Raw genomic sequence first — 17704 nt, forward strand, 5'->3', positions numbered from 1 at the left:
ATGCCGAGCGACCCTGACGACATACCCTGCTGGCAACGCATCGACGCACGCCTGACGACTTCGGGCAAGCTCTCGCCCGCAGACCCTGAGCGGCTGCGCGCCCTTGGCGTGCGACATGTGATCAACCTCGCGCTACCGGATTCTCCGGGTGCGCTGACGGACGAGGCCATACTGCTGGCCGAGGCGGGCATTGCCTACAGCCACATCCCGGTCCCGTTCGACGCGCCCGGCGACGCGCATTTCACCGCGTTCAGCGATGCCATGGCCGCGGCCGGCGATGCGCCGGTCCACGTCCATTGCATCCTCAACTGGCGCGTTTCGGCCTTCATATACCGGTGGAACCGGCAAGCGCGCGGCATGAGCCCGGACAAAGCGCGCGCCCTGCTTCGCGTGCAATGGGACCCGGCGCAAAGCGACCACAAGGACGCCTCCGCCTGGGCCCGCTTCATCGGCGACTAGGGATCAGGGATCAGGCCGCGACGATCTGGTTGCGGCCCTGTTCCTTGGCGGAATAGAGCGCGATGTCCGCCGCCTTGAGCGCATCGCGCGTGGTGGGATAGGCGAAGACATCGGCCACGCCGCCGGAAAAGGTGATCGTGCCGATCGGCTCATCGGTGCGCCGGTTCACGAATTTGCGACGTGCGAAGACCTCGCGCACCGAGTCGAGCTTTTCCTTGGCAGCCGTCTTGCCAAGACCGCGGAACAGCATGACGAATTCTTCGCCGCCGTGGCGCGCGACGTGGCAGTTGTCGTCGGTGATCTTGGCCAGCGTCGCCGCGACTGCCTGAAGCACGCGGTCGCCCGCATCGTGTCCATGGGTATCGTTGATCTTCTTGAAGTGATCGATGTCGCAGAAGGCCACGCTCAGAGCGTCGAGTTCCTGCTGGGCTTCACGGAAGTGGCTTTCGAGCAGACCTTCGAAGGCGCGCCGGTTGGGCAGGCCGGTCAAGTGATCGTGTTCGGCATCGCGCCGCGCCTTGGCAAGGCTCACCCGCAGCGAATCCGCCTCGCTCTCGCTGCGGCGCATTTCCTGTTCAAGATGGCGCGTGCGCTCGATCATCGCCATGGCGACGGCGGCCAGGTTGCGGATTTCCTCGCGATCATCGCCGGAATCCACCTTGTCGACCTGAGCCTGCATCTCGGTATTGTACTGCGCTGCGGTGTCGCGCGCGCTGCGGCTTGTCTCAGCGAAGCTCTCGAGGGTTCGCTCCAGCTTGTCCGAGATGCGGTTGATGGCCTCGTCGCCATTCTTGCGCTGCTCGTCGAGCCAGGCCTGATCGATCGGCAGGCCTTTCGCCCGCCGTTCAGCGACGCGGTTGGCCAGGCCGATGTCGTTGCCCGAGCAAAGGCCGAGCGCCGCGGAGAGATTGGCTTCGGAGATCTCGAGGTCGTTGCCGAGCAGAAATTCGCCGATGTCTTCCATCAACTGCTTGCGCACGAGTTCCCGCGCGGAAAGACCGCCCTCGCCTGCTTGGGACCGTTCAACGAATTTATCGGCCGACGAAGCCGATTCCGAGCGAGCGCCCGCCAGAAACCGCATGATACTCAACGAATTGCCCCCCAACTTGCCATCACCCCCGAACTACCATGCACCGTCTAATTCGAACAGTTCGTTCAATTGGGCGCACTAAGTAGCAGCCCTTATATATAGAAAGAGTGAATGAAGAATTGCAATCGATTGCTTAAACCACGCCATGAAGCGAACAAGCAGGGTTCCGCCGGGGGACTTCGCTCCCGTCGCGTTCAAAGGTCGGCGAAGTTCAACTCGAGGTTGACCGCATTGGGATCGCTCAGATTGATCTGCATGAGATTGATGTGGGACAGGTCATTGACGCGATAGGCGCAGCCCAATTCGTCCAGCCGCGCACATGTCGCAGCGAAACCTTCGCAGCGCAGGGCGACGTGATGCAGCGCATTGGTCGGCTCGCCCGGCCGATAAGCGTCGTAGCGTCCCGATACGGTCCCACGGTCTATGAGGTGCACGATGGGGGCACCAGTTGCGTCGCGCATCCAGAAGCCGGCAACGCCGCTGGCGATCGCCGGATTTTCGCTGCGCGTCAGGCCGAGGACAGTCTCGTAGAACGATGCCGTCTTCTCGAGATCGTCCGTAAGAATATTGACGTGGTCGATGCCACTGACTTTCATGGCCCTGCTCCGCTGGAATTCCAACCGATCATGGCCCCGCGGCCGGACCCGGACAAGAGGAGCGTCGATCAGCTGCGGAAAACGACCGTGCGGCTGCCGTTGAGAAGGACCCTGTCCTCGAGATGCAGGCGCACCGCCTCCGCCAGCACCCGCCGTTCGATGTCGCGCCCCTTGCGCACCATGTCATCGGGCGTGTCGGCGTGGGTCACGGCCTCCACATCCTGGTGGATGATCGGCCCTTCGTCGAGGTCTGCTGTCACGTAATGCGCAGTTGCGCCGATCATCTTGACCCCGCGCGCGTGCGCCTGGTGATAGGGCTTGGCCCCCTTGAAGCCGGGCAGGAACGAGTGGTGGATGTTGATGCAGCGGCCGGAGAGGAACGAGGCCATTTCATCCGAGAGGATCTGCATGTAGCGCGCGAGCACCACCAGCTCGGCACGGCTTTCCTGCACCAGCGCCCGGACCTGCGCTTCCTGCTCGGCCTTGGTTTCCTTCGACACCGGCAAGTGATGGAAGGGAATGTCGCCGATCATCTGCGCCTTGATCGCATCGCGCGGATGGTTGCTGACGATGCCGACCACGTCCATCGCGATCTCGCCGATCTGCTGGCGATAGAGCAAGTCGACGAGGCAATGGTCGAACTTGCTGACCATGAGCAGCACGCGCCGCGCCCGGTCGCGGCGCACCATCGACCAGGCCATGCCGTATTCGTGCGCGATGGCGCCGAAGCCCTCGCGGATTTCCTCACGATCGGCCGCCCCCGGATCGAAGGCGACGCGCATGAAGAACTTGTCCTCATCCAGGTCGTTGAACTGCTGCGCCTCGATGATGTTGCCGCCCATCTGCGCGAGATAGCCGGTAACGCGGGCAACGATGCCCGGCCGATCGGCGCAGGACAGCGCAAGGATCAGGGGCTGGGCCACGCGCACTAACCTCAGGCTGCCGCGGCGCCGCGATTGGAAAGTGCTGCTTCGCTCTCGGTCATCAGCTCGGCGATGATGTCGACGACCGGCTCTTCCTTGGTGACCATGCCCACCGACTGGCCGGCCATGACCGAGCCGCTTTCCACGTCGCCGTCGATCACCGCGCGGCGCAGGGCTCCTGCCCAGAAGTGCTCGATCTCGAGCTGGGCCGCGCCCATGTCGACGACGCCTTCATCGAGCAGGCGGGCCACTTCCAGCTGCTTGGCCGTAAACTCCTCGGTGCCCTTGTTGCGCAGCGCGCGCACCGGAATGACCGGCAAGCGCGGGTCGACCTGGACGGACGCAATGGCATCGCGGGCCGAAGCACGGAAGAAAGCCTTCTTGAAAGCGGCATGAGCGATGGATTCGCTCGCACAGGCAAAGCGGGTGCCAAGCTGGACGCCGGCTGCGCCCATCTCGAGATATCCGGCAATCAGCTCGCCGCGGCCAATGCCGCCAGCGACGAAGACGAGATTTTCGGCAGCAAGGTTGGGCAGGATTTCCTGCGCCAGCACCGAAGTCGAGACCGGACCGATGTGGCCGCCCGCTTCCATGCCCTCGATCACCAGCGCATCGGCGCCCGAACGCAGCAGCTTCTTGCCCAGCGCCAGGGTCGGCGCGAAGCAGATGACCTTGGCGCCGCCCGCCTTGATCGCCTCCACGCTGCCCTTGGGCGGAATGCCTCCGGCCAGCACGACGTGGCCGACGCCGTGCTTCTTGCAGACTTCGATCAGGTCGAAGAGCTGGGGGTGCATGGTGATCAGGTTCACGCCGAAGGGCTTCGCGGTGAGCGCCTTGGTCCCCGCGATCTCGGCATCGAGCAGCTCGGGCGTCATCGCACCGCAAGCTATCACGCCGAAACCACCGGCATTGCTGATCGCCGAAACGAGGTTGCGCTCCGACACCCAGGACATCGCGCCGCACAGGATCGCGTACTCGGTGCCGAGAAATTCACATCCCCGCGCCATCAGCGCAGAGGTCTTTGTGTAGGCGGCCATCGATGCTCCCGTAACCCGCTTTGGAACCGGGCATGGGCCATAGGCGGACGTACCCCGGCGCACAAGCGTCGAGAACGCCTCGCCTGCGGCTATTTCGCGTATTCAGCGCCTGCAGCAGGACCGATGGGGCCTGTCAGGCCCGCTGCGAAGCGGGGCTGCCGACTTGATCTTGTCGCATGGCGGTGCGAGCCTTGCCCGCAATGGACGTCCAGGAACTCTATCGCTCGAAGCTGATGTCCGCGCAGGACGCGGCTCGGCTTATCGTTGCCGACAGCGACGTCGCCATGGGCATGGCCGTTGCCGAACCGCCGGCACTGCTTGCCGCGATCGCACGGCACGTGGAGACCGAAGACCTGTCGGCGCTGCGCCTGTGGTACTTCCACTCGATGACCCATGCGGCGAGCAGCGTCCTGCGGCGCGACCTGCTCGACCGGGTACGCCCGCACTGCATGTTCCTGTCCAGCGTCGAGCGCGGCCTGATGAAGAACGATCCGTCGCACTGCGACGAATTGATCGAGTTCGTGCCCACCGCCTTCAGCGCCTCGCCGCAGCTCCTGCGCGAGGATGTGACGCTCGACGCCTGCGTCACAATGGTCTCGCCGATGGGCAAGCACGGCTACTTCACCTTCGGCACGGCGAACGACTACACCTCGGTTGCCGCCCGATCTGCAAGGAAGCTGATCGTCGAGGTCAATCCGCTCATGCCGCGCGTCTTCGGCGAATCGCCGCTGCACGTCTCGGAAATCGACGCCATCGTCGAGAACCGGTCCCCCCTGATCACCGTGAAGGATCACGCCGCAGCGCCAGAGGACGAGGCAATCGCGCAGATCGTCGCCGAAATGATCGATGACGGGGCCTGCCTGCAAATGGGCATCGGCAACCTGCCCGCCGCCGTCTGCAGCCGCCTGAGGAGCCGCCGTGACCTTGGCATCCACACGGAACTGCTCACCCCCGCACTCGCCGGGCTGATGCAGCGCGGAGCCGTCACCAACCGGCGCAAGGCCACCTTCCCGGGCCGCACCGTCTTCACGTTCGCGATGGGCGATACCGCGTTCTATGAATGGCTGGACGACAACCAGGCGATCTACTCTCTGCCGGTCGACATCGTGAACGACCCGCGCCACATCGCCAAGAACGACAATGTCGTCTCGGTCAACGCAACGCTGCAGGTCGACCTGTCGGGCGCGTGCAATTCCGAGCACATGATGGGCCACCAGTACTCGGGATCGGGGGGGCAGCTCGATTTTGTGCGCGGCGCAAATGCCTCGAAGGGCGGTATCTCGATCATCGCCTGCCGCTCCACCGCCAAGGACGGAACGGTTAGCCGCATCGTCCCGTCCCTCGAAGGCCCGGTGACGACGCCGCGCAACGACGTCCACTGGATCGTCACCGAATTCGGCGCGGCCAACTTGCGCGGCAAATCGCTGAGACAGCGGGCCGAAGCGATGATCGCCCTCGCCCATCCGCACTTTCGGGACGAACTGGCAAGGTCACTCTAGCCATCCATGCTGCCGAGTGCGCGACGCGAGCGAGGCCGATTGAGCGCATCACGGCCACCCCGGGTCCGCGCCAGCGCGCGAAGCCGGGTCTGTCTGGCGGGAAATCAGGCCGCGGCGTCGAGCCCGTAGGCGGTGTGCAGGACGCGCACGGCCAGTTCGGTTTCGTCCGAGTCGATCAGCACCGAGACCTTGATCTCGCTGGTCGAGATCGCCTGGATGTTGATGCCGCGGTCGGCCAGCGTCTTGAACATCGTCGAGGCTACGCCGGCGTGACTGCGCATGCCCACGCCCACGACGCTGATCTTCGCGACCTTGTCGTCCGCGATCAGGCGGAAGAAGCCGATCGTGTCCTTGCGTTCCTCGAGCATCGCCTGTGCGCGGGCGAGGTCCGCCTGCGGCACGGTGAAGGTCACGTCGGTCTCGCCCTTGTCCTTGGGGACGTTCTGGATGATCATGTCGACGTTGATGTTCGCTTCGGCAAGCGGCGCGAAGATCGCGGCAACGGCGCCCGGGTGATCGGGCACACGGGTCAGGGTGATCTTCGCTTCATTCTTGTCGGCGGCGATGCCGGTGATCAGCTGGCGTTCCATGTCGCTTCCTTCCAATTCCTCATCGCTGACGATCATCGTTCCGGGCAGGTCGTCGGCCGGCGGGGCGTTCTCGTCGATGAACGAGGAGAGCACCTGGACGCGGACGTTCTCCTTCATAGCAAGGGAGACCGAACGGGTCTGCAGGACCTTCGAGCCGACCGAAGCCAGTTCGAGCATTTCCTCATAGGTGACGAGCGGCAGCTTGCGCGCCCTGGCGACGATGCGCGGATCGGTGGTGTAGACGCCGTCGACGTCGGTGTAGATATCGCAGCGGTCGGCCTTGACCGCAGCAGCCACGGCAACGGCCGAAGTGTCGGAACCGCCGCGGCCCAGCGTCGTCACGCGGCCATCGGGCGAAATGCCCTGGAAGCCCGGGAAAACCGCGATTTCGCCGCCCGCCATCGAGGCCAGCACGGCTTCGGAATCCATTTCCTCGATGCGCGCCTTGGCGTGGGCATCGTCGGTGCGGATCGGCAGCTGCCAGCCCAGCCACGAACGGGCCTTGCAGCCCATCGACTGCAAGGTCAGCGCCAGGAGGCCGGCCGTGACCTGCTCGCCGCTGGCGACGACGACGTCATATTCGGCCGGATCGTAAAGCGCGTTGGCCTCGCGGCAGAAGTTCACGAGGCGATCGGTCTCGCCCGCCATCGCGGAAACCACCACGGCAACCTCGTGCCCGGCTTCCTGCTGGCGTTTGACGATGCCCGCCACGCGACGAATGCGCTCGGTCCCGGCCATAGAAGTGCCGCCGAATTTCATCACGATACGTGCCAAGGTGCCGGTGCTCCCGTCAAATTGCGCGAGTAGATAAGAGTTCGGCGCGCTGTTAGGGATGGTCCATGAACAATGCAACTGCCACGAGCACGGACGTGAACAAGCCTTCCGCAAGTGCCACGATTCGCCCGGAAGAAGCCGCACATTTCGGGGCTTTGGCGGCAGAGTGGTGGGACCCGAAAGGCTCCTCCGCGATGCTGCACAAGCTCAATCCGGTGCGCCTTTCCTTTATCCGCGAGGCGATCGACCTGCATTTCGGGAGTGATTCGCACGCGCTGCGTCCACTTTCGGGAAAACGCGTGCTCGACGCCGGGTGCGGCGCGGGGCTGCTGTGCGAACCGCTCGCCCGGCTGGGCGGACAGGTCACCGGCGTCGATGCTGCGGCCGAGAACGTCGCAACCGCCAGCGCCCATGCCGCGGCCATGGGCCTTGCCATCGACTATCGTCACGGCGAACTCGGCGCGCTGGGCCTGAAGGACCATGACCTCGTCTGCTCGCTGGAAGTGATCGAGCACGTCGCCGACAAGGCGCAGTTCGTGGGCGAGCTGGCAGGAGCGCTGGCAGCGAAGGGGCTGATGATCCTCTCGTGCCCCAATCGCACACCTGCCTCGCGCCTGCTGCTGGTCGAGGCCGCCGAGCGTCTCGGCAAGGTGCCGCGCGGCACGCATGACTGGAGCCAGTTCGTCACGCCCGAAGAACTGCACGATCTGCTGGCCGCAGCCGGTCTTGTCATGGGCGAGCCGAAAGGGATTTCGTGGTCGCCGGTGAGCGGCCTGCACCTCTCTTCGGACATGTCCCTCAACTACATCGTCACCGCGCGCGCGGCCTGATCCTTCCACCCGGAACCCGAAACCGATGATCGCCGGCATGATCGACATCGCCATGGCCGTGGCCGGCATCGCCGTGGCAGCCCTGCTGTTCTGGCCGCGGCTTGCCAAGGCCAAGCTGTGGCGGGCCACGGTGACGCCGCTCGCCTCGATCATCGGCAGCGGCTTCCTCATTCTCGGCCCGATCCTCACCGATACTTTCGGCACCTGGGGCATCGTCGCCATGGCGCTGCTGTGTTTCGCCGGTTACGCCTTCGGCTCGGCGATCCGCTACAACATCGCCCGCCTCGACGAGCCGGACCGCGACACCGATCTCGCCAATCGCGTCGAAGGGATCGCCAGCTGGGCGCTGGCCTTCGCCTACGTCATTTCGGTTGCCTATTACCTCAACCTGTTCGGCGCCTTCGCCGCGCGCATCTTCGGTGCGCCTTCGGACATCCTGGGACGCGCCATCACCACCGGCGTGTACCTGGTGATCCTGGCGGCGGGGCTGACCAAGGGCTTCTCGCTGCTCGAGCGGATGGAGCAGGTCACGGTATCGATCAAGCTGGTGGTCATCGCCGCCCTGATCGCCGCCCTCGCCGTCCATGCAGGGGTCGAATGGAACGGCCATCACCTCGAAACCAGCGGGATGAAGCTGGGCTTCATCGGCTCGGTCCAGCTGATGTTCGGCCTGATCGTGACGGTGCAGGGCTTCGAGACATCGCGCTATCTCGGCTCTCACTACTCGCCAGACGAGCGGCAGCGATCCATGCGCCTGTCGCAGTGGATCGCGACCGGCATCTACCTCGCCTATGTCGCCCTGCTCGCCGTCAGCTTCGAAAGCGGTTCGTTCACGCTGGAGGAAACCGCGATCATCGACATGATGCGCGGCGTTTCGGTCGTCCTCGGCCCGCTGCTGATCCTGGCCGCGCTCAGCGCCCAGTTCAGCGCCGCCGTGGCAGACACCAACGGATCGGGCGGCCTCGTGCGCGAACTGACGCAAGGCAAGGTCGGCGGCAAGACGACTTACCTGATCCTGGTCGGCGTCGGCCTCGCCATGACCTGGCTTGCCAATGTCTTCGAGATCATCGCCTATGCATCGCGCGCCTTCGCCTTCTATTACGCGGCGCAATCGCTGCTGGCCGCCTTGCGCGCCTGGTATGGCGGCGCCAGGGATGGCCGCGACCGGCGGGTCTTGCTGTTCGGCGCGCTGGCCGTTCTCGGTGCCGCGGCCGCGGTTTTCGGCACCTCCGCCGAAGGGTGAGCCGGGGCCGCCTCAGCCCAGCGCGCTTTCCCACTCGGGCTGCTTGAAACCGACGAGAATGCCACCGGAATGCTCGACGATGGGCCGCTTGATGCAGCTCGGATTGGCCGCCATGATGCGCACGGCCTTGGCCGCATCGAGATCGGCCTTGTCCTCTTCGGGCAGCTTGCGGAAGGTCGTGCCTGCGCGGTTCAGGACCTTTTCCCAACCGGCTTCTGCAACCCACTTCTCCAGCCTGGCGGCATCCGCACCTTCCTTCTTGTAGTCATGGAAGGCGTAGTCGAGCCCCTGCCCCTCCAGCCACTTGCGCGCTTTCTTGACGGTGTCGCAGTTGGGAATGCCGTAGAATTCGAGGCTCAATGTCAGCTCCTTTCAAAGCGGTGGATGCGCGGCGAATCGCACGCGAAGAGGGTATAGTCCCGATAGTAGTCGTCGCGGCCGCGGCCCTGGACGATGACATGCTCGGCCTGGCGGCCCCAGTCGCGGGCGCTGGCTTCGTCCTCCCATTCGGACAGCGCGATCACCTCGCCGTCTTCGCTGGCGTAGCTCTTGAACGAGAGGAAGCCCGGCTGGCTGCGGGCGAGCGCTTCCATCGCCTCGGCATCGCGGGAATAGGCCCGCGCATCGATGTCGGCGCGCTTGCGGTTGCGGAAGACGACGAGAAACATCCTTGCCCCCTATCCCACTCGCCAACTTCGCGAAAGCTCGCAGGACGCAGTACAGGCATATGAGCAGGCCGCCAGACCCTGCGAAACGCTGGACAAACCGTACTTGTCGCGACAAAGCGCAACCCATGAGCGTCAACACCTTCGGCCATATCCTGCGTTTCACCACCTGGGGCGAAAGCCACGGGCCCGCGATCGGCGCCGTCGTCGACGGGTGCCCTCCGGGCATCGAGATCGACGAAGCGCTCATCCAGCCCTTCCTCGATGCGCGCCGCCCCGGCCAGTCCAAGTTCACGACCCAGCGCCAGGAACCGGACCAGGTCCGCATCCTGTCCGGCGTGTTCGAGGCTCCCGACGGCGTGCGCCGCACCACCGGAACGCCGATCAGCCTGATGATCGAGAACGTCGACCAGCGCTCCAAGGACTATTCGGACGTCGCCAAGGCCTATCGCCCCGGCCATGCCGACTATGCCTACGACGCCAAGTACGGCTTTCGCGACTATCGTGGCGGCGGCCGCAGCTCCGCGCGCGAAACCGCAAGCCGCGTTGCAGCGGGAGCAGTCGCGCGGCTGGTCATCGACGATGTCTCGATCCTGGGCTACGTCGCCGAGATCGGCGGCGATGCCATCGACATGGCGAATTTCGATCCCGCCGAGATCGGCCGCAATCCCTTCTTCTGCCCCGATCCCCAAGCGGTCCCTCGCTGGGAGAAGATCGTCGACGATGCCCGCAAGTCCGGCTCCTCGGTCGGTGCTGTGGTGGAATGCGTGGCCACCAATGTCCCTGCTGGCTGGGGCGCCCCGCTCTACGGCAAGCTCGATGCCGATCTCGCTGCGGCGATGATGGGCATCAATGCGGTCAAGGGCGTGGAAATCGGCGACGGCTTCGCAGCCGCGCGCCTGACCGGCGAGCAGAACGCCGACCCGATGCGCCCCGGTGAACACGGCCCCGACTTCCTCGCCAACCACGCCGGCGGCATTGCCGGAGGCATCTCGACCGGCCAGCCGGTGACCGTGCGCGTCGCCTTCAAGCCGACCAGCTCGATCCTCACACCGCAACCGACGGTCACGCGCGAAGGCGAAGCTACCGAGCTGTTCACCAAGGGCCGCCACGACCCCTGCGTCGGCATTCGCGGCGTCCCGGTAGTCGAAGCGATGATGGCGCTGGTGCTGGCGGACCACAAGCTCCTGCACCGGGGCCAGTGCGGCTGAACGAGGCTGCTTCGGCGCCGCGCGAAAGTGCGGCGCGGTCTAGATCACGCGGTTCCTGACCAGCGTCTTTTCGATCGTCTTGCGCTCGACGGCAGGCATGCAGATCCCCTGGCTGGCTTCGAAAGCGGGGGGCACCCGGCTCATCGTGGATCGCCACTCAAGCTCCAGACCGTGCTCCGAAGCGAATTGTTCGAACTGTGCCAGCACGTCCCGCGGCTCGGCGCAGAAGTCCACATAGTCGATTTCGTGGAAGCGGTTCCCCGACAGACTTTCCAGAGCTTCGCGCATGGCAATTTCGGTCATGGCGACCTGCTGGGCGACATACTCAACCGGGGGTAGATCGCCGAGATCCTCAAGCCCTCGCGGAATGACGGAATAATGCCCGCGCGCGTTTCCGCAGCGTTCACGGCGCGCCTTGAGCAGCGATTGCGCCACATCCATCAGGTCGCGCCGGACGACGACGAAGAGCGCATCCGGGAAGATCGCCTCCAGCGCGGAAATCCGCAGGCTGTTGCAGGGGACCTTGGACAGGAAGGGCGCATCGAACTGTTCGCTCAGGCTTGCCACGGAGTTCACCAGCCAGCGCTCACGCTCCGGATCCACTTCCTCCGGCTCAACCGCCTCGTGCGTCTCGCTCGGGAAGGCGTGCTGCCAGAAGGCGATGCCCTCGCTCGGTCCGGACGGACCTGGCGTTCTGCCGACGTAGCTGGTGAATTCGGGCGGCACGCGCCAGGCATGCGCACGCAAGAGCCTGGAAACGCGCGCATTGCTGCGGGGGAAGCGCTCGGTGATGTTATTGATGTAGGCGAAGCGCCAGACCGTCGTCATTGCCTGGTAGACAACCGTGGTTCCGGATCGTGGCAGGCCAACGATGAAGATGGGGGGATGCTGCGACCGGGCCGAGCGGACGGGCACGAATGGCGCGAGCGAGGCATCCAGCAGCCTGATGGCCGAACCGGCAGCCCCGCGCGCGAAACGCCCCAACCTGGCGCGCATGTTCAGTTCCTCATCCCCATTCACACCGCGACTCCGAAACCGCTTTTTTAATCTATAGTTACAGGGAACAGGACCGGAGCACGGAGAGTCAATTACCCGTTCGGGATAGCGGATCGGTGCCGGACGCGGCGACAGGGTAACCCTTCCGGCATGATCGCAGCGGCCGTTTTCGAGGCCCGGGAAGCGCGGGGACACGCCTTATCGATGAAATCGGTCAACTTGACTGCGACTAATCGAGCAATCCGATCAAGCCAATCGAATCATCGCGCTACAAATCGTCATGCGCAGCGCCTATCTCCCTCTCGTCCATTCAACACCCAATCTAGAGGGAAACACGACCATGGGTATCATCGGTAGCACCATCAAGCCGTTCAAGAACACCGCATTCCAGGCGGGCAAGGACTTCTTCGACGTCACCGAAGCCGACATCGCGGGCAAGTGGGCCGTGTTCTTCTTCTATCCGGCCGACTTCACCTTCGTCTGCCCGACCGAACTGGAAGACCTCGCCGATCAGTACGACGCGCTGAAGGGCATGGGCGTCGAAGTGTTCGGCGTCTCGACCGACACCCACTTCAGCCACAAGGCCTGGCACGACACCTCGGAAAAGATCGGCAAGTGCGGATACGCTTTCCTGGGTGACCAGAACCACGCGCTGACCAACAACTTCGGCGTCCTGCGCGAGGATTCGGGCCTTGCCGACCGCGCCACCTTCGTCGTCGACCCGGACGGCGTGATCCAGATCATGGAAATCACCTGCGAAGGCGTTGGCCGCAACGCGTCGGAACTCGTCCGCAAGATCAAGGCCGCGCAGTACGTGCGTGCCCACCCCGGCCAGGTCTGCCCGGCCAAGTGGGAAGAAGGCAGCGAGACCCTCGCTCCCTCGCTCGACCTCGTCGGCAAGCTCTGATTTCCTCCGGGTCGTACCGGAGAACGGCGGCCTGAGGGCCGCCTGAAGGACGCGGCTCGGGGCGGATCCCTCCCCCCGAAAGCCCCGGGCCGCGGACCTTCGCAACCTCTCCCGACATTTTCACAGGACCCAACACGATGCTTGATGAAAACCTGAAGCAACAGCTTTCGCAGTATCTCGGAATGCTGCGCGAACCGATCGAACTCGTTGCCTCGCTGAGCGACGACGCAAAGTCGGCCGAAACCCGCGACCTGCTGACCCAGATCGCCGCGCTCTCCGACAAGGTCACCGCCCATTTCGACGGCGACGACGCGCGCAAGCCCAGCTTCATCATCCGTCGTGCCTCGAACACCGAGGCATGGGTCCGCTTCGCCGGCGTTCCGCTCGGCCACGAATTCACGTCCCTGGTCCTCGCTCTGCTCTGGACCGGCGGCCACCCGCCCAAGGTATCGGACGAGGTCCTTGACCAGATCCGCCAGCTTGAGGGCGACTTCGATTTCGAGATGTATTTCTCGCTCTCGTGCCACAACTGTCCGGATGTCGTTCAGGCGCTGACCCTGATGGCGCTCTACAACCCGCGCATCACCGCCACCCTGATCGAAGGCGGCGCGTTCAAGGACGAGGTCGAAGGCCGCGGCGTCCTCGCCGTGCCCGCCGTGTTCCTCAACGGTGACATGTGGGGCTCGGGCAAGATGAGCATCGAGGAAATCCTCGGCAAGCTCGACAAGGGCGCCGACGCCAGGGCTGCGGCCAAGCTTGCCGACAAGAAGCCCTTCGAGGTGCTCGTCATCGGCGGCGGTCCTGCCGGCGCCTCGGCCGCGATCTACACCGCGCGCAAGGGCTTCAGCACCGGCATCGCCGCCGAGCGCATGGGCGGCCAGGTGATGGACACCATGGGCATCGAGAACTTCATCTCTGTTCCCTACACCGAAGGTCCCAAACTTGCCGCCGCGCTGGAACAGCACGTGGGCGAGTATGACATCGACACCATGAACCTGCTTCGTGCCGAGAAGCTGATCCCGGCCAGCGAAGCCGGCGGCTATCACGAAGTGCAGTTCTCGAACGGCGCATCGCTCAAGGCCCGTTCGCTGGTTCTCACCACCGGCGCGCGCTGGCGCAACCTGGGCGTGCCCGGCGAGGCCGAGTACCGCACCAAGGGCGTGGCCTATTGCCCACACTGCGACGGCCCCCTGTTCAAGGGCAAGCGCGTGGCGGTGATCGGCGGCGGCAACTCGGGCGTCGAGGCGGCGATCGACCTGGCCAATATCGTCGGCCACGTCACCCTGATCGAGTTCGACGCCAGGCTGCGCGCCGACCAGGTCCTGCAGGACAAGCTGCGTTCGATGAAGAACGTCGACATCCTCGTCTCCGCCCAGACCACCGAGGTCACCGGCGACGGCGAGAAGGTCAACGGCCTGACCTACAAGGATCGCGACAGCGGCGAGGAACACCACGTCGAGCTCGAAGGCGTCTTCGTGCAGATCGGACTGGTGCCCAACACCGAGTGGCTCAAGGACTCGGGTCTCGAGATGACCCGCTTCGGCGAGATCGCGATCGACGGCAAGGCGGCGACCAACCTGCCCGGCGTCTTTGCCGCAGGCGATGCCACCACGGTGCCCTACAAGCAGATCATCATCGCCATGGGCGAAGGATCGAAGGCGGCGCTCTCCGCATTCGACTACCTGATCCGCAACGAGGCACCCGAAGAGATCGCGCAGGCCGCCCAGGCCGCCTGATCGCGCAACAGCGGTGCCCGGATCATCCGGCGCACTCCACTGGATAACCGGAACGGGCGGGGATCGCAGGGTCCCCGCCCGTTCCTGCGTTCCGGCTTACATCCGGTGGAAGCGAAGGCTCGCCCGCCGGCCTGTGACTTGCAGGAAATGAGCATAGGGACCGGCGAAAAAAATGACGCTGAAATCGCGCAGGTCACATAAAAATAATGCAAACCGCTCCGGTTGAAAATTTCGCAATCTTCGTATATACTTCGCCACATGACCAACAATATATCGGACTTTCACCGCTTTACGTATAGAGAAGACAAATTCCATGAACTTCGCGACTATTGCGAAGACCATGGCATCTGGATTTGCCAGTCCCTGAGAAGATCTGGCCCGATGACTTACGCGCTCGCAAGAACTGACGCAGTCGCGTCGGATCTGCACAGTCGATTCGGATGAATTTGACTGGACCCTTTCGGGTTCAGCGCCTTCTTTTCAACACCACGTAGATAGCCCCCTGCCCGCCATGGCGGCGATGCGCGCCGCGAATGGCGACGATGTCGGAGGCATGTTCACTGGCGGCCAACCAGTCATTGATCTTGGCCCTGATAGCCCCGCGCCGCTCACCGCGATCCATCGCGTCGACCGGGCGGGGTTTTCCCGTCACCACCAGCACCACGCGCGCGCCCATGGCCTTGGCCTGTCCCAGCCCATGCATGAGGCGATGATAGGCGCTGTCGAGCGTGGAGCCGTGCAGGTCCAGACTGAAGTCGGGCACCAGCGTGCCCTTGGCAATGCGCTTCTCCCATGAACCGTCGAGGTGGAGCTGCGTCTCCCCCTTCGGTTTGGGCGGCAGAGGTTTCGGCGGGAGCGGCGGCGGCACCCGCCCCTTGATCTTCTTCGGCGGCGGCACTGGCGGAGACGAGATGCTGGGCCGTTCCGCAGGCGCGGGCGATGCGACCGGCAGCGGCTTACGCTTCTCCAGCGGCGTGACCGTGCGCGCGACGCGGGCCCACACTTCCGCCTCGTCGGGCGACAGCTTGCGGCTGGGACGCCTCATTGCGCGCCAAGTCGCTTCAGCGTCCCCTTGGGCAGGAAGATCAGCGCACTGCCCCGGCCGCTCATGCCGCCAGCGGTGAGCCGGGCCTGCTCACCTGCCCCCCAGAACGTATCGAAGCGGTTGGCGCCCTTGATCGCGCCGCCGGTGTCCTGTGCAATCCAGAGCCCGCCTGCCTCGCGGCGATCAAGGTCCAGCCAGACCGGGGCACCGAGGGGCACGAAGCGCGGATCGGCAGCAACGGAGCTGAGCGGTCGTACAGGCACGTTCAGCGCGCCAAGCGGTCCGTCGCCCGTGAGCTCCCTGAAGAAGACCCAGGAGCGGTTCTCGCGCATGAGCGCTGCGCCCTCGGCCGGGTGATCGCGGATGTACTGGATGATGCCCTGCATCGAGCCGGGATACCGCCCGGGCCCGGAACCGATCAGCCCGCGCTCGCGCATGAGGCCGCCGATACCGGTGTAAGGCCGGCCGTTCTGCCCGGCATAGCCGATCCGCACCACCGATCCGTCCGGCGCACGCAGCCGTCCCGAACCCTGGACCTGCAGGAAGAACACTTCGACCGGGTCGGCCGCCCAGCCGATTTCCAGCCCGCGGCCCATGAGCGCACCCTGCTCGATCTCGGCGCGGTCGAAATAGGGCACGAAACGGCCGTCGCGATCGTACCGCCCCAGCGGCATGCGACCGTTCTCAAGCGGCTGCGCATCGCCGGGGTTCGCCCGCACCAGGTCCGTCGGCAGGCCGTAGATCGGCACATCGTAGCCGGGACGGCGAATGCGCGAGCCCGCGATCTCCGGTTCGTAGTATCCGGTCGCGAAGGCCGATCCGTCGCCGACGCGCGCGGCCTCGAAGAACGTGGTGAAGAATTGCGGCGCGGTCGCAGGCGCCCAGCTCGCCGCAGCGACGCAGGCCTGACGCCAGTCCTCTGGCCGGGTAAGCCCGCTGCCGTCGGCGCGCACCGTCACGCGCGGGCAGCTTTCGCGGAACGAGGCCAGCGCGGAAACCGAGTCGGACTGTCCGAGTCGCAAGGCGGCGATGGCGGGCCCCTGCCGCACGCCGAGGGCAAGCGCCGATTCGGCGGTCGGTAGCGCGACAGGCGGCGTCACCGGTCCACTGACGCTGCCGCCCGGGATCAGTCGCACGCACGAGGCCAGCAGAAAGGCGAGCGAGAGAGCGGCGATCTTGCGCGCGGGAACGCCAGTGTTGCCCAATGCGCACTTGCCCTCTGGCGCTCTACCTGCCGTTTGAAGTCCCTGCCCCAAGACCATGCTCCCAGACGGAACGGGGCCGGTAAACCGGCCCCGCGTAGTTCAGTTTCGAATGGTCATCATTCGAGCTGCCGCGATCCTGATTCTCAGGCCGCGTCGGTCTCGTCGAGCAGCCAGTCGGGATCGGGCGAATTGACGGCGCGCGAGAAGGTCCACACGTCGACAGCTTCGATCGCATCGTCGAGCGAGCCTGCCACGACATGCCCATCCGCGTCGCGCGTAACCGCGGCGATGTCCGAACGGAAGCGCAGCGTGATGCGGGCAAGACCATTGTCGATGCCGGCTGCCGTGACGGCGCATTCCTCAATGCGGATCAGGCGGTTATCCATCGTTTCGCCAGCCTCGACGCGGGCATCGATCGCTGCCGAGAAGCTCTCGTAGACGTCATCGTCGCACAGGGCGCGAAGCTCTGCCTTGTCGGCCTTCCAGAAAGCCTCGAGGATCATGCGGTAGGCACTGCGCGCGCCTTCGAGGAAGGCAAGCGCATCGAACCGGCGATCGACTTGCGCGATTTCGGCGAGGCCCCGCTCGACCGAAGGCGGGGCCAACGGCATTTCACGCAGGCGCTGGGCCTGCCGGGCAGGGTTGCGATCGTCCGCTTTGGCGTCGGGCTTGGGAGCCGGAACGCGCGCTGCACCCGGCTGCCCCTGGCGGCCTTCGAAGCGTCCCTGAATGGGCTCTTCTTCGTGCTCGGCACGACGCCCAAGCACGGAATAGAGCCGCAAGCCCAGGAAGGCTGCGATCATGGCCAGGATCACGATTTCCGGTGTCACGTTCCTTATTCCATCCCTTCTTCGCTTTGAGGGAAACCTGTAAAACAGCGATTGCGCCATGTTCCGGC

Annotated in this window: 18 protein-coding genes; 7 read left to right on the forward strand and 11 right to left on the reverse strand. The window is 65.0% G+C overall.

Features of this window, described 5'->3' with window-relative positions; all coding sequences use genetic code 11:
- The gene (locus PP1Y_RS22530; protein WP_013834246.1) at window positions 1-459 is read left to right on the forward strand and encodes a protein tyrosine phosphatase family protein; all 459 of its coding nucleotides are present in this window, start codon (window positions 1-3) and stop codon (window positions 457-459) included.
- A gap of 10 nt (window positions 460-469) precedes the next feature.
- Here the strand turns inward: PP1Y_RS22530 and PP1Y_RS26440 are convergent, their stop codons facing one another.
- The 4 genes from PP1Y_RS26440 to PP1Y_RS22550 form a co-directional block, all read right to left on the reverse strand.
- Window positions 470-1540 carry a diguanylate cyclase gene (locus PP1Y_RS26440; protein ID WP_013834247.1) on the reverse strand — a complete coding sequence of 357 codons (1071 nt, stop codon included), beginning with the start codon at window positions 1538-1540 and terminating at the stop codon, window positions 470-472.
- A gap of 203 nt (window positions 1541-1743) precedes the next feature.
- Window positions 1744-2145 (reverse strand): VOC family protein, encoded by a 402-nt coding sequence (locus PP1Y_RS22540; protein ID WP_013834248.1) that lies wholly within the window; start codon window positions 2143-2145, stop codon window positions 1744-1746.
- A 68-nt stretch (window positions 2146-2213) separates the two neighbouring features.
- The gene (gene purU, locus PP1Y_RS22545) at window positions 2214-3068 is read right to left on the reverse strand and encodes a formyltetrahydrofolate deformylase (protein WP_013834249.1); all 855 of its coding nucleotides are present in this window, start codon (window positions 3066-3068) and stop codon (window positions 2214-2216) included.
- 11 nt (window positions 3069-3079) lie between these two features.
- Window positions 3080-4105, reverse strand: coding sequence for a nitronate monooxygenase family protein (locus tag PP1Y_RS22550; RefSeq protein WP_013834250.1), 1026 nt, complete (start codon window positions 4103-4105; stop codon window positions 3080-3082).
- A 176-nt stretch (window positions 4106-4281) separates the two neighbouring features.
- Here PP1Y_RS22550 and PP1Y_RS22555 point away from each other — a divergent pair, with 176 nt between their 5' ends.
- Window positions 4282-5604, forward strand: coding sequence for an acetyl-CoA hydrolase/transferase family protein (locus PP1Y_RS22555; protein WP_148275050.1), 1323 nt, complete (start codon window positions 4282-4284; stop codon window positions 5602-5604).
- A gap of 104 nt (window positions 5605-5708) precedes the next feature.
- Here the strand turns inward: PP1Y_RS22555 and PP1Y_RS22560 are convergent, their stop codons facing one another.
- Window positions 5709-6953, reverse strand: a complete 1245-nt coding sequence (locus PP1Y_RS22560; protein WP_013834252.1) for an aspartate kinase — start codon at window positions 6951-6953, stop codon at window positions 5709-5711.
- Window positions 6954-7033: 80 nt separating this feature from the next.
- Here PP1Y_RS22560 and ubiG point away from each other — a divergent pair, with 80 nt between their 5' ends.
- Together ubiG and PP1Y_RS22570 are read left to right on the forward strand one after the other, a co-directional pair.
- Entirely contained in the window at window positions 7034-7798 is a 765-nt protein-coding gene (gene ubiG / locus PP1Y_RS22565; RefSeq protein ID WP_013834253.1) for a bifunctional 2-polyprenyl-6-hydroxyphenol methylase/3-demethylubiquinol 3-O-methyltransferase UbiG, read from the forward strand.
- 25 nt (window positions 7799-7823) lie between these two features.
- On the forward strand, window positions 7824-9041 hold the full coding sequence (locus PP1Y_RS22570) for a hypothetical protein (RefSeq protein ID WP_051010095.1): 1218 nt from the start codon (window positions 7824-7826) through the stop codon (window positions 9039-9041).
- Between the two features lie 12 nt (window positions 9042-9053).
- Here the strand turns inward: PP1Y_RS22570 and PP1Y_RS22575 are convergent, their stop codons facing one another.
- Complete coding sequence (locus PP1Y_RS22575; RefSeq protein ID WP_013834255.1) at window positions 9054-9401, reverse strand: arsenate reductase; 348 nt, start codon at window positions 9399-9401, stop codon at window positions 9054-9056.
- A 2-nt stretch (window positions 9402-9403) separates the two neighbouring features.
- Window positions 9404-9709: an antibiotic biosynthesis monooxygenase gene (locus PP1Y_RS22580; RefSeq protein WP_013834256.1), complete on the reverse strand. Its 306-nt coding sequence runs from the start codon at window positions 9707-9709 to the stop codon at window positions 9404-9406.
- A 125-nt stretch (window positions 9710-9834) separates the two neighbouring features.
- Between PP1Y_RS22580 and aroC the strand changes: the two genes are divergently transcribed.
- Window positions 9835-10917 carry a chorismate synthase gene (gene aroC / locus PP1Y_RS22585; protein ID WP_013834257.1) on the forward strand — a complete coding sequence of 361 codons (1083 nt, stop codon included), beginning with the start codon at window positions 9835-9837 and terminating at the stop codon, window positions 10915-10917.
- 39 nt (window positions 10918-10956) lie between these two features.
- On the opposite strand, the gene PP1Y_RS22590 is transcribed toward aroC, so the two are convergent.
- Window positions 10957-11913, reverse strand: coding sequence for a sulfotransferase (locus PP1Y_RS22590; protein WP_013834258.1), 957 nt, complete (start codon window positions 11911-11913; stop codon window positions 10957-10959).
- A gap of 340 nt (window positions 11914-12253) precedes the next feature.
- Between PP1Y_RS22590 and ahpC the strand changes: the two genes are divergently transcribed.
- Both ahpC and ahpF read left to right on the forward strand, forming a co-directional pair.
- A complete protein-coding gene (gene ahpC / locus PP1Y_RS22595; RefSeq protein ID WP_007012227.1) occupies window positions 12254-12820 on the forward strand; it encodes an alkyl hydroperoxide reductase subunit C in 567 nt (188 codons plus the stop codon).
- A gap of 137 nt (window positions 12821-12957) precedes the next feature.
- Window positions 12958-14556, forward strand: a complete 1599-nt coding sequence (gene ahpF / locus PP1Y_RS22600) for an alkyl hydroperoxide reductase subunit F (protein ID WP_013834259.1) — start codon at window positions 12958-12960, stop codon at window positions 14554-14556.
- A 466-nt stretch (window positions 14557-15022) separates the two neighbouring features.
- On the opposite strand, the gene PP1Y_RS22610 is transcribed toward ahpF, so the two are convergent.
- The 3 genes from PP1Y_RS22610 to PP1Y_RS22620 form a co-directional block, all read right to left on the reverse strand.
- A complete protein-coding gene (locus PP1Y_RS22610; RefSeq protein ID WP_013834261.1) occupies window positions 15023-15601 on the reverse strand; it encodes a Smr/MutS family protein in 579 nt (192 codons plus the stop codon).
- The gene (locus PP1Y_RS22615; RefSeq protein ID WP_148275052.1) at window positions 15598-16806 is read right to left on the reverse strand and encodes a murein transglycosylase A; all 1209 of its coding nucleotides are present in this window, start codon (window positions 16804-16806) and stop codon (window positions 15598-15600) included. Before PP1Y_RS22615 ends, PP1Y_RS22610 begins: the two co-directional genes overlap by 4 nt.
- A gap of 143 nt (window positions 16807-16949) precedes the next feature.
- Window positions 16950-17636 (reverse strand): Tim44/TimA family putative adaptor protein, encoded by a 687-nt coding sequence (locus PP1Y_RS22620; protein ID WP_041559113.1) that lies wholly within the window; start codon window positions 17634-17636, stop codon window positions 16950-16952.
- Between the last annotated feature and the right edge of the window lie 68 nt (window positions 17637-17704).

The organism is Novosphingobium sp. PP1Y (assembly GCF_000253255.1).
In the GTDB taxonomy this organism is placed as follows: Bacteria; Pseudomonadota; Alphaproteobacteria; order Sphingomonadales; family Sphingomonadaceae; genus Novosphingobium.

What these genes read in the sequence shown, in the direction of transcription:
- PP1Y_RS22610 (WP_013834261.1), bottom strand. Translation starts at nt 15,601, where the DNA reads ATGAGGCGTCCCAGCCGCAAGCTGTCGCCCGACGAGGCGGAAGTGTGG.
- aroC (WP_013834257.1), top strand. Translation starts at nt 9,835, where the DNA reads ATGAGCGTCAACACCTTCGGCCATATCCTGCGTTTCACCACCTGGGGC.
- PP1Y_RS22580 (WP_013834256.1), bottom strand. Translation starts at nt 9,709, where the DNA reads ATGTTTCTCGTCGTCTTCCGCAACCGCAAGCGCGCCGACATCGATGCG.
- PP1Y_RS26440 (WP_013834247.1), bottom strand. Translation starts at nt 1,540, where the DNA reads ATGCGGTTTCTGGCGGGCGCTCGCTCGGAATCGGCTTCGTCGGCCGAT.
- PP1Y_RS22570 (WP_051010095.1), top strand. Translation starts at nt 7,824, where the DNA reads ATGATCGCCGGCATGATCGACATCGCCATGGCCGTGGCCGGCATCGCC.
- ubiG (WP_013834253.1), top strand. Translation starts at nt 7,034, where the DNA reads ATGAACAATGCAACTGCCACGAGCACGGACGTGAACAAGCCTTCCGCA.
- PP1Y_RS22530 (WP_013834246.1), top strand. Translation starts at nt 1, where the DNA reads ATGCCGAGCGACCCTGACGACATACCCTGCTGGCAACGCATCGACGCA.
- PP1Y_RS22560 (WP_013834252.1), bottom strand. Translation starts at nt 6,953, where the DNA reads ATGAAATTCGGCGGCACTTCTATGGCCGGGACCGAGCGCATTCGTCGC.
- PP1Y_RS22550 (WP_013834250.1), bottom strand. Translation starts at nt 4,105, where the DNA reads ATGGCCGCCTACACAAAGACCTCTGCGCTGATGGCGCGGGGATGTGAA.
- PP1Y_RS22555 (WP_148275050.1), top strand. Translation starts at nt 4,282, where the DNA reads ATGGCGGTGCGAGCCTTGCCCGCAATGGACGTCCAGGAACTCTATCGC.
- PP1Y_RS22540 (WP_013834248.1), bottom strand. Translation starts at nt 2,145, where the DNA reads ATGAAAGTCAGTGGCATCGACCACGTCAATATTCTTACGGACGATCTC.
- PP1Y_RS22590 (WP_013834258.1), bottom strand. Translation starts at nt 11,913, where the DNA reads ATGCGCGCCAGGTTGGGGCGTTTCGCGCGCGGGGCTGCCGGTTCGGCC.
- ahpF (WP_013834259.1), top strand. Translation starts at nt 12,958, where the DNA reads ATGCTTGATGAAAACCTGAAGCAACAGCTTTCGCAGTATCTCGGAATG.
- ahpC (WP_007012227.1), top strand. Translation starts at nt 12,254, where the DNA reads ATGGGTATCATCGGTAGCACCATCAAGCCGTTCAAGAACACCGCATTC.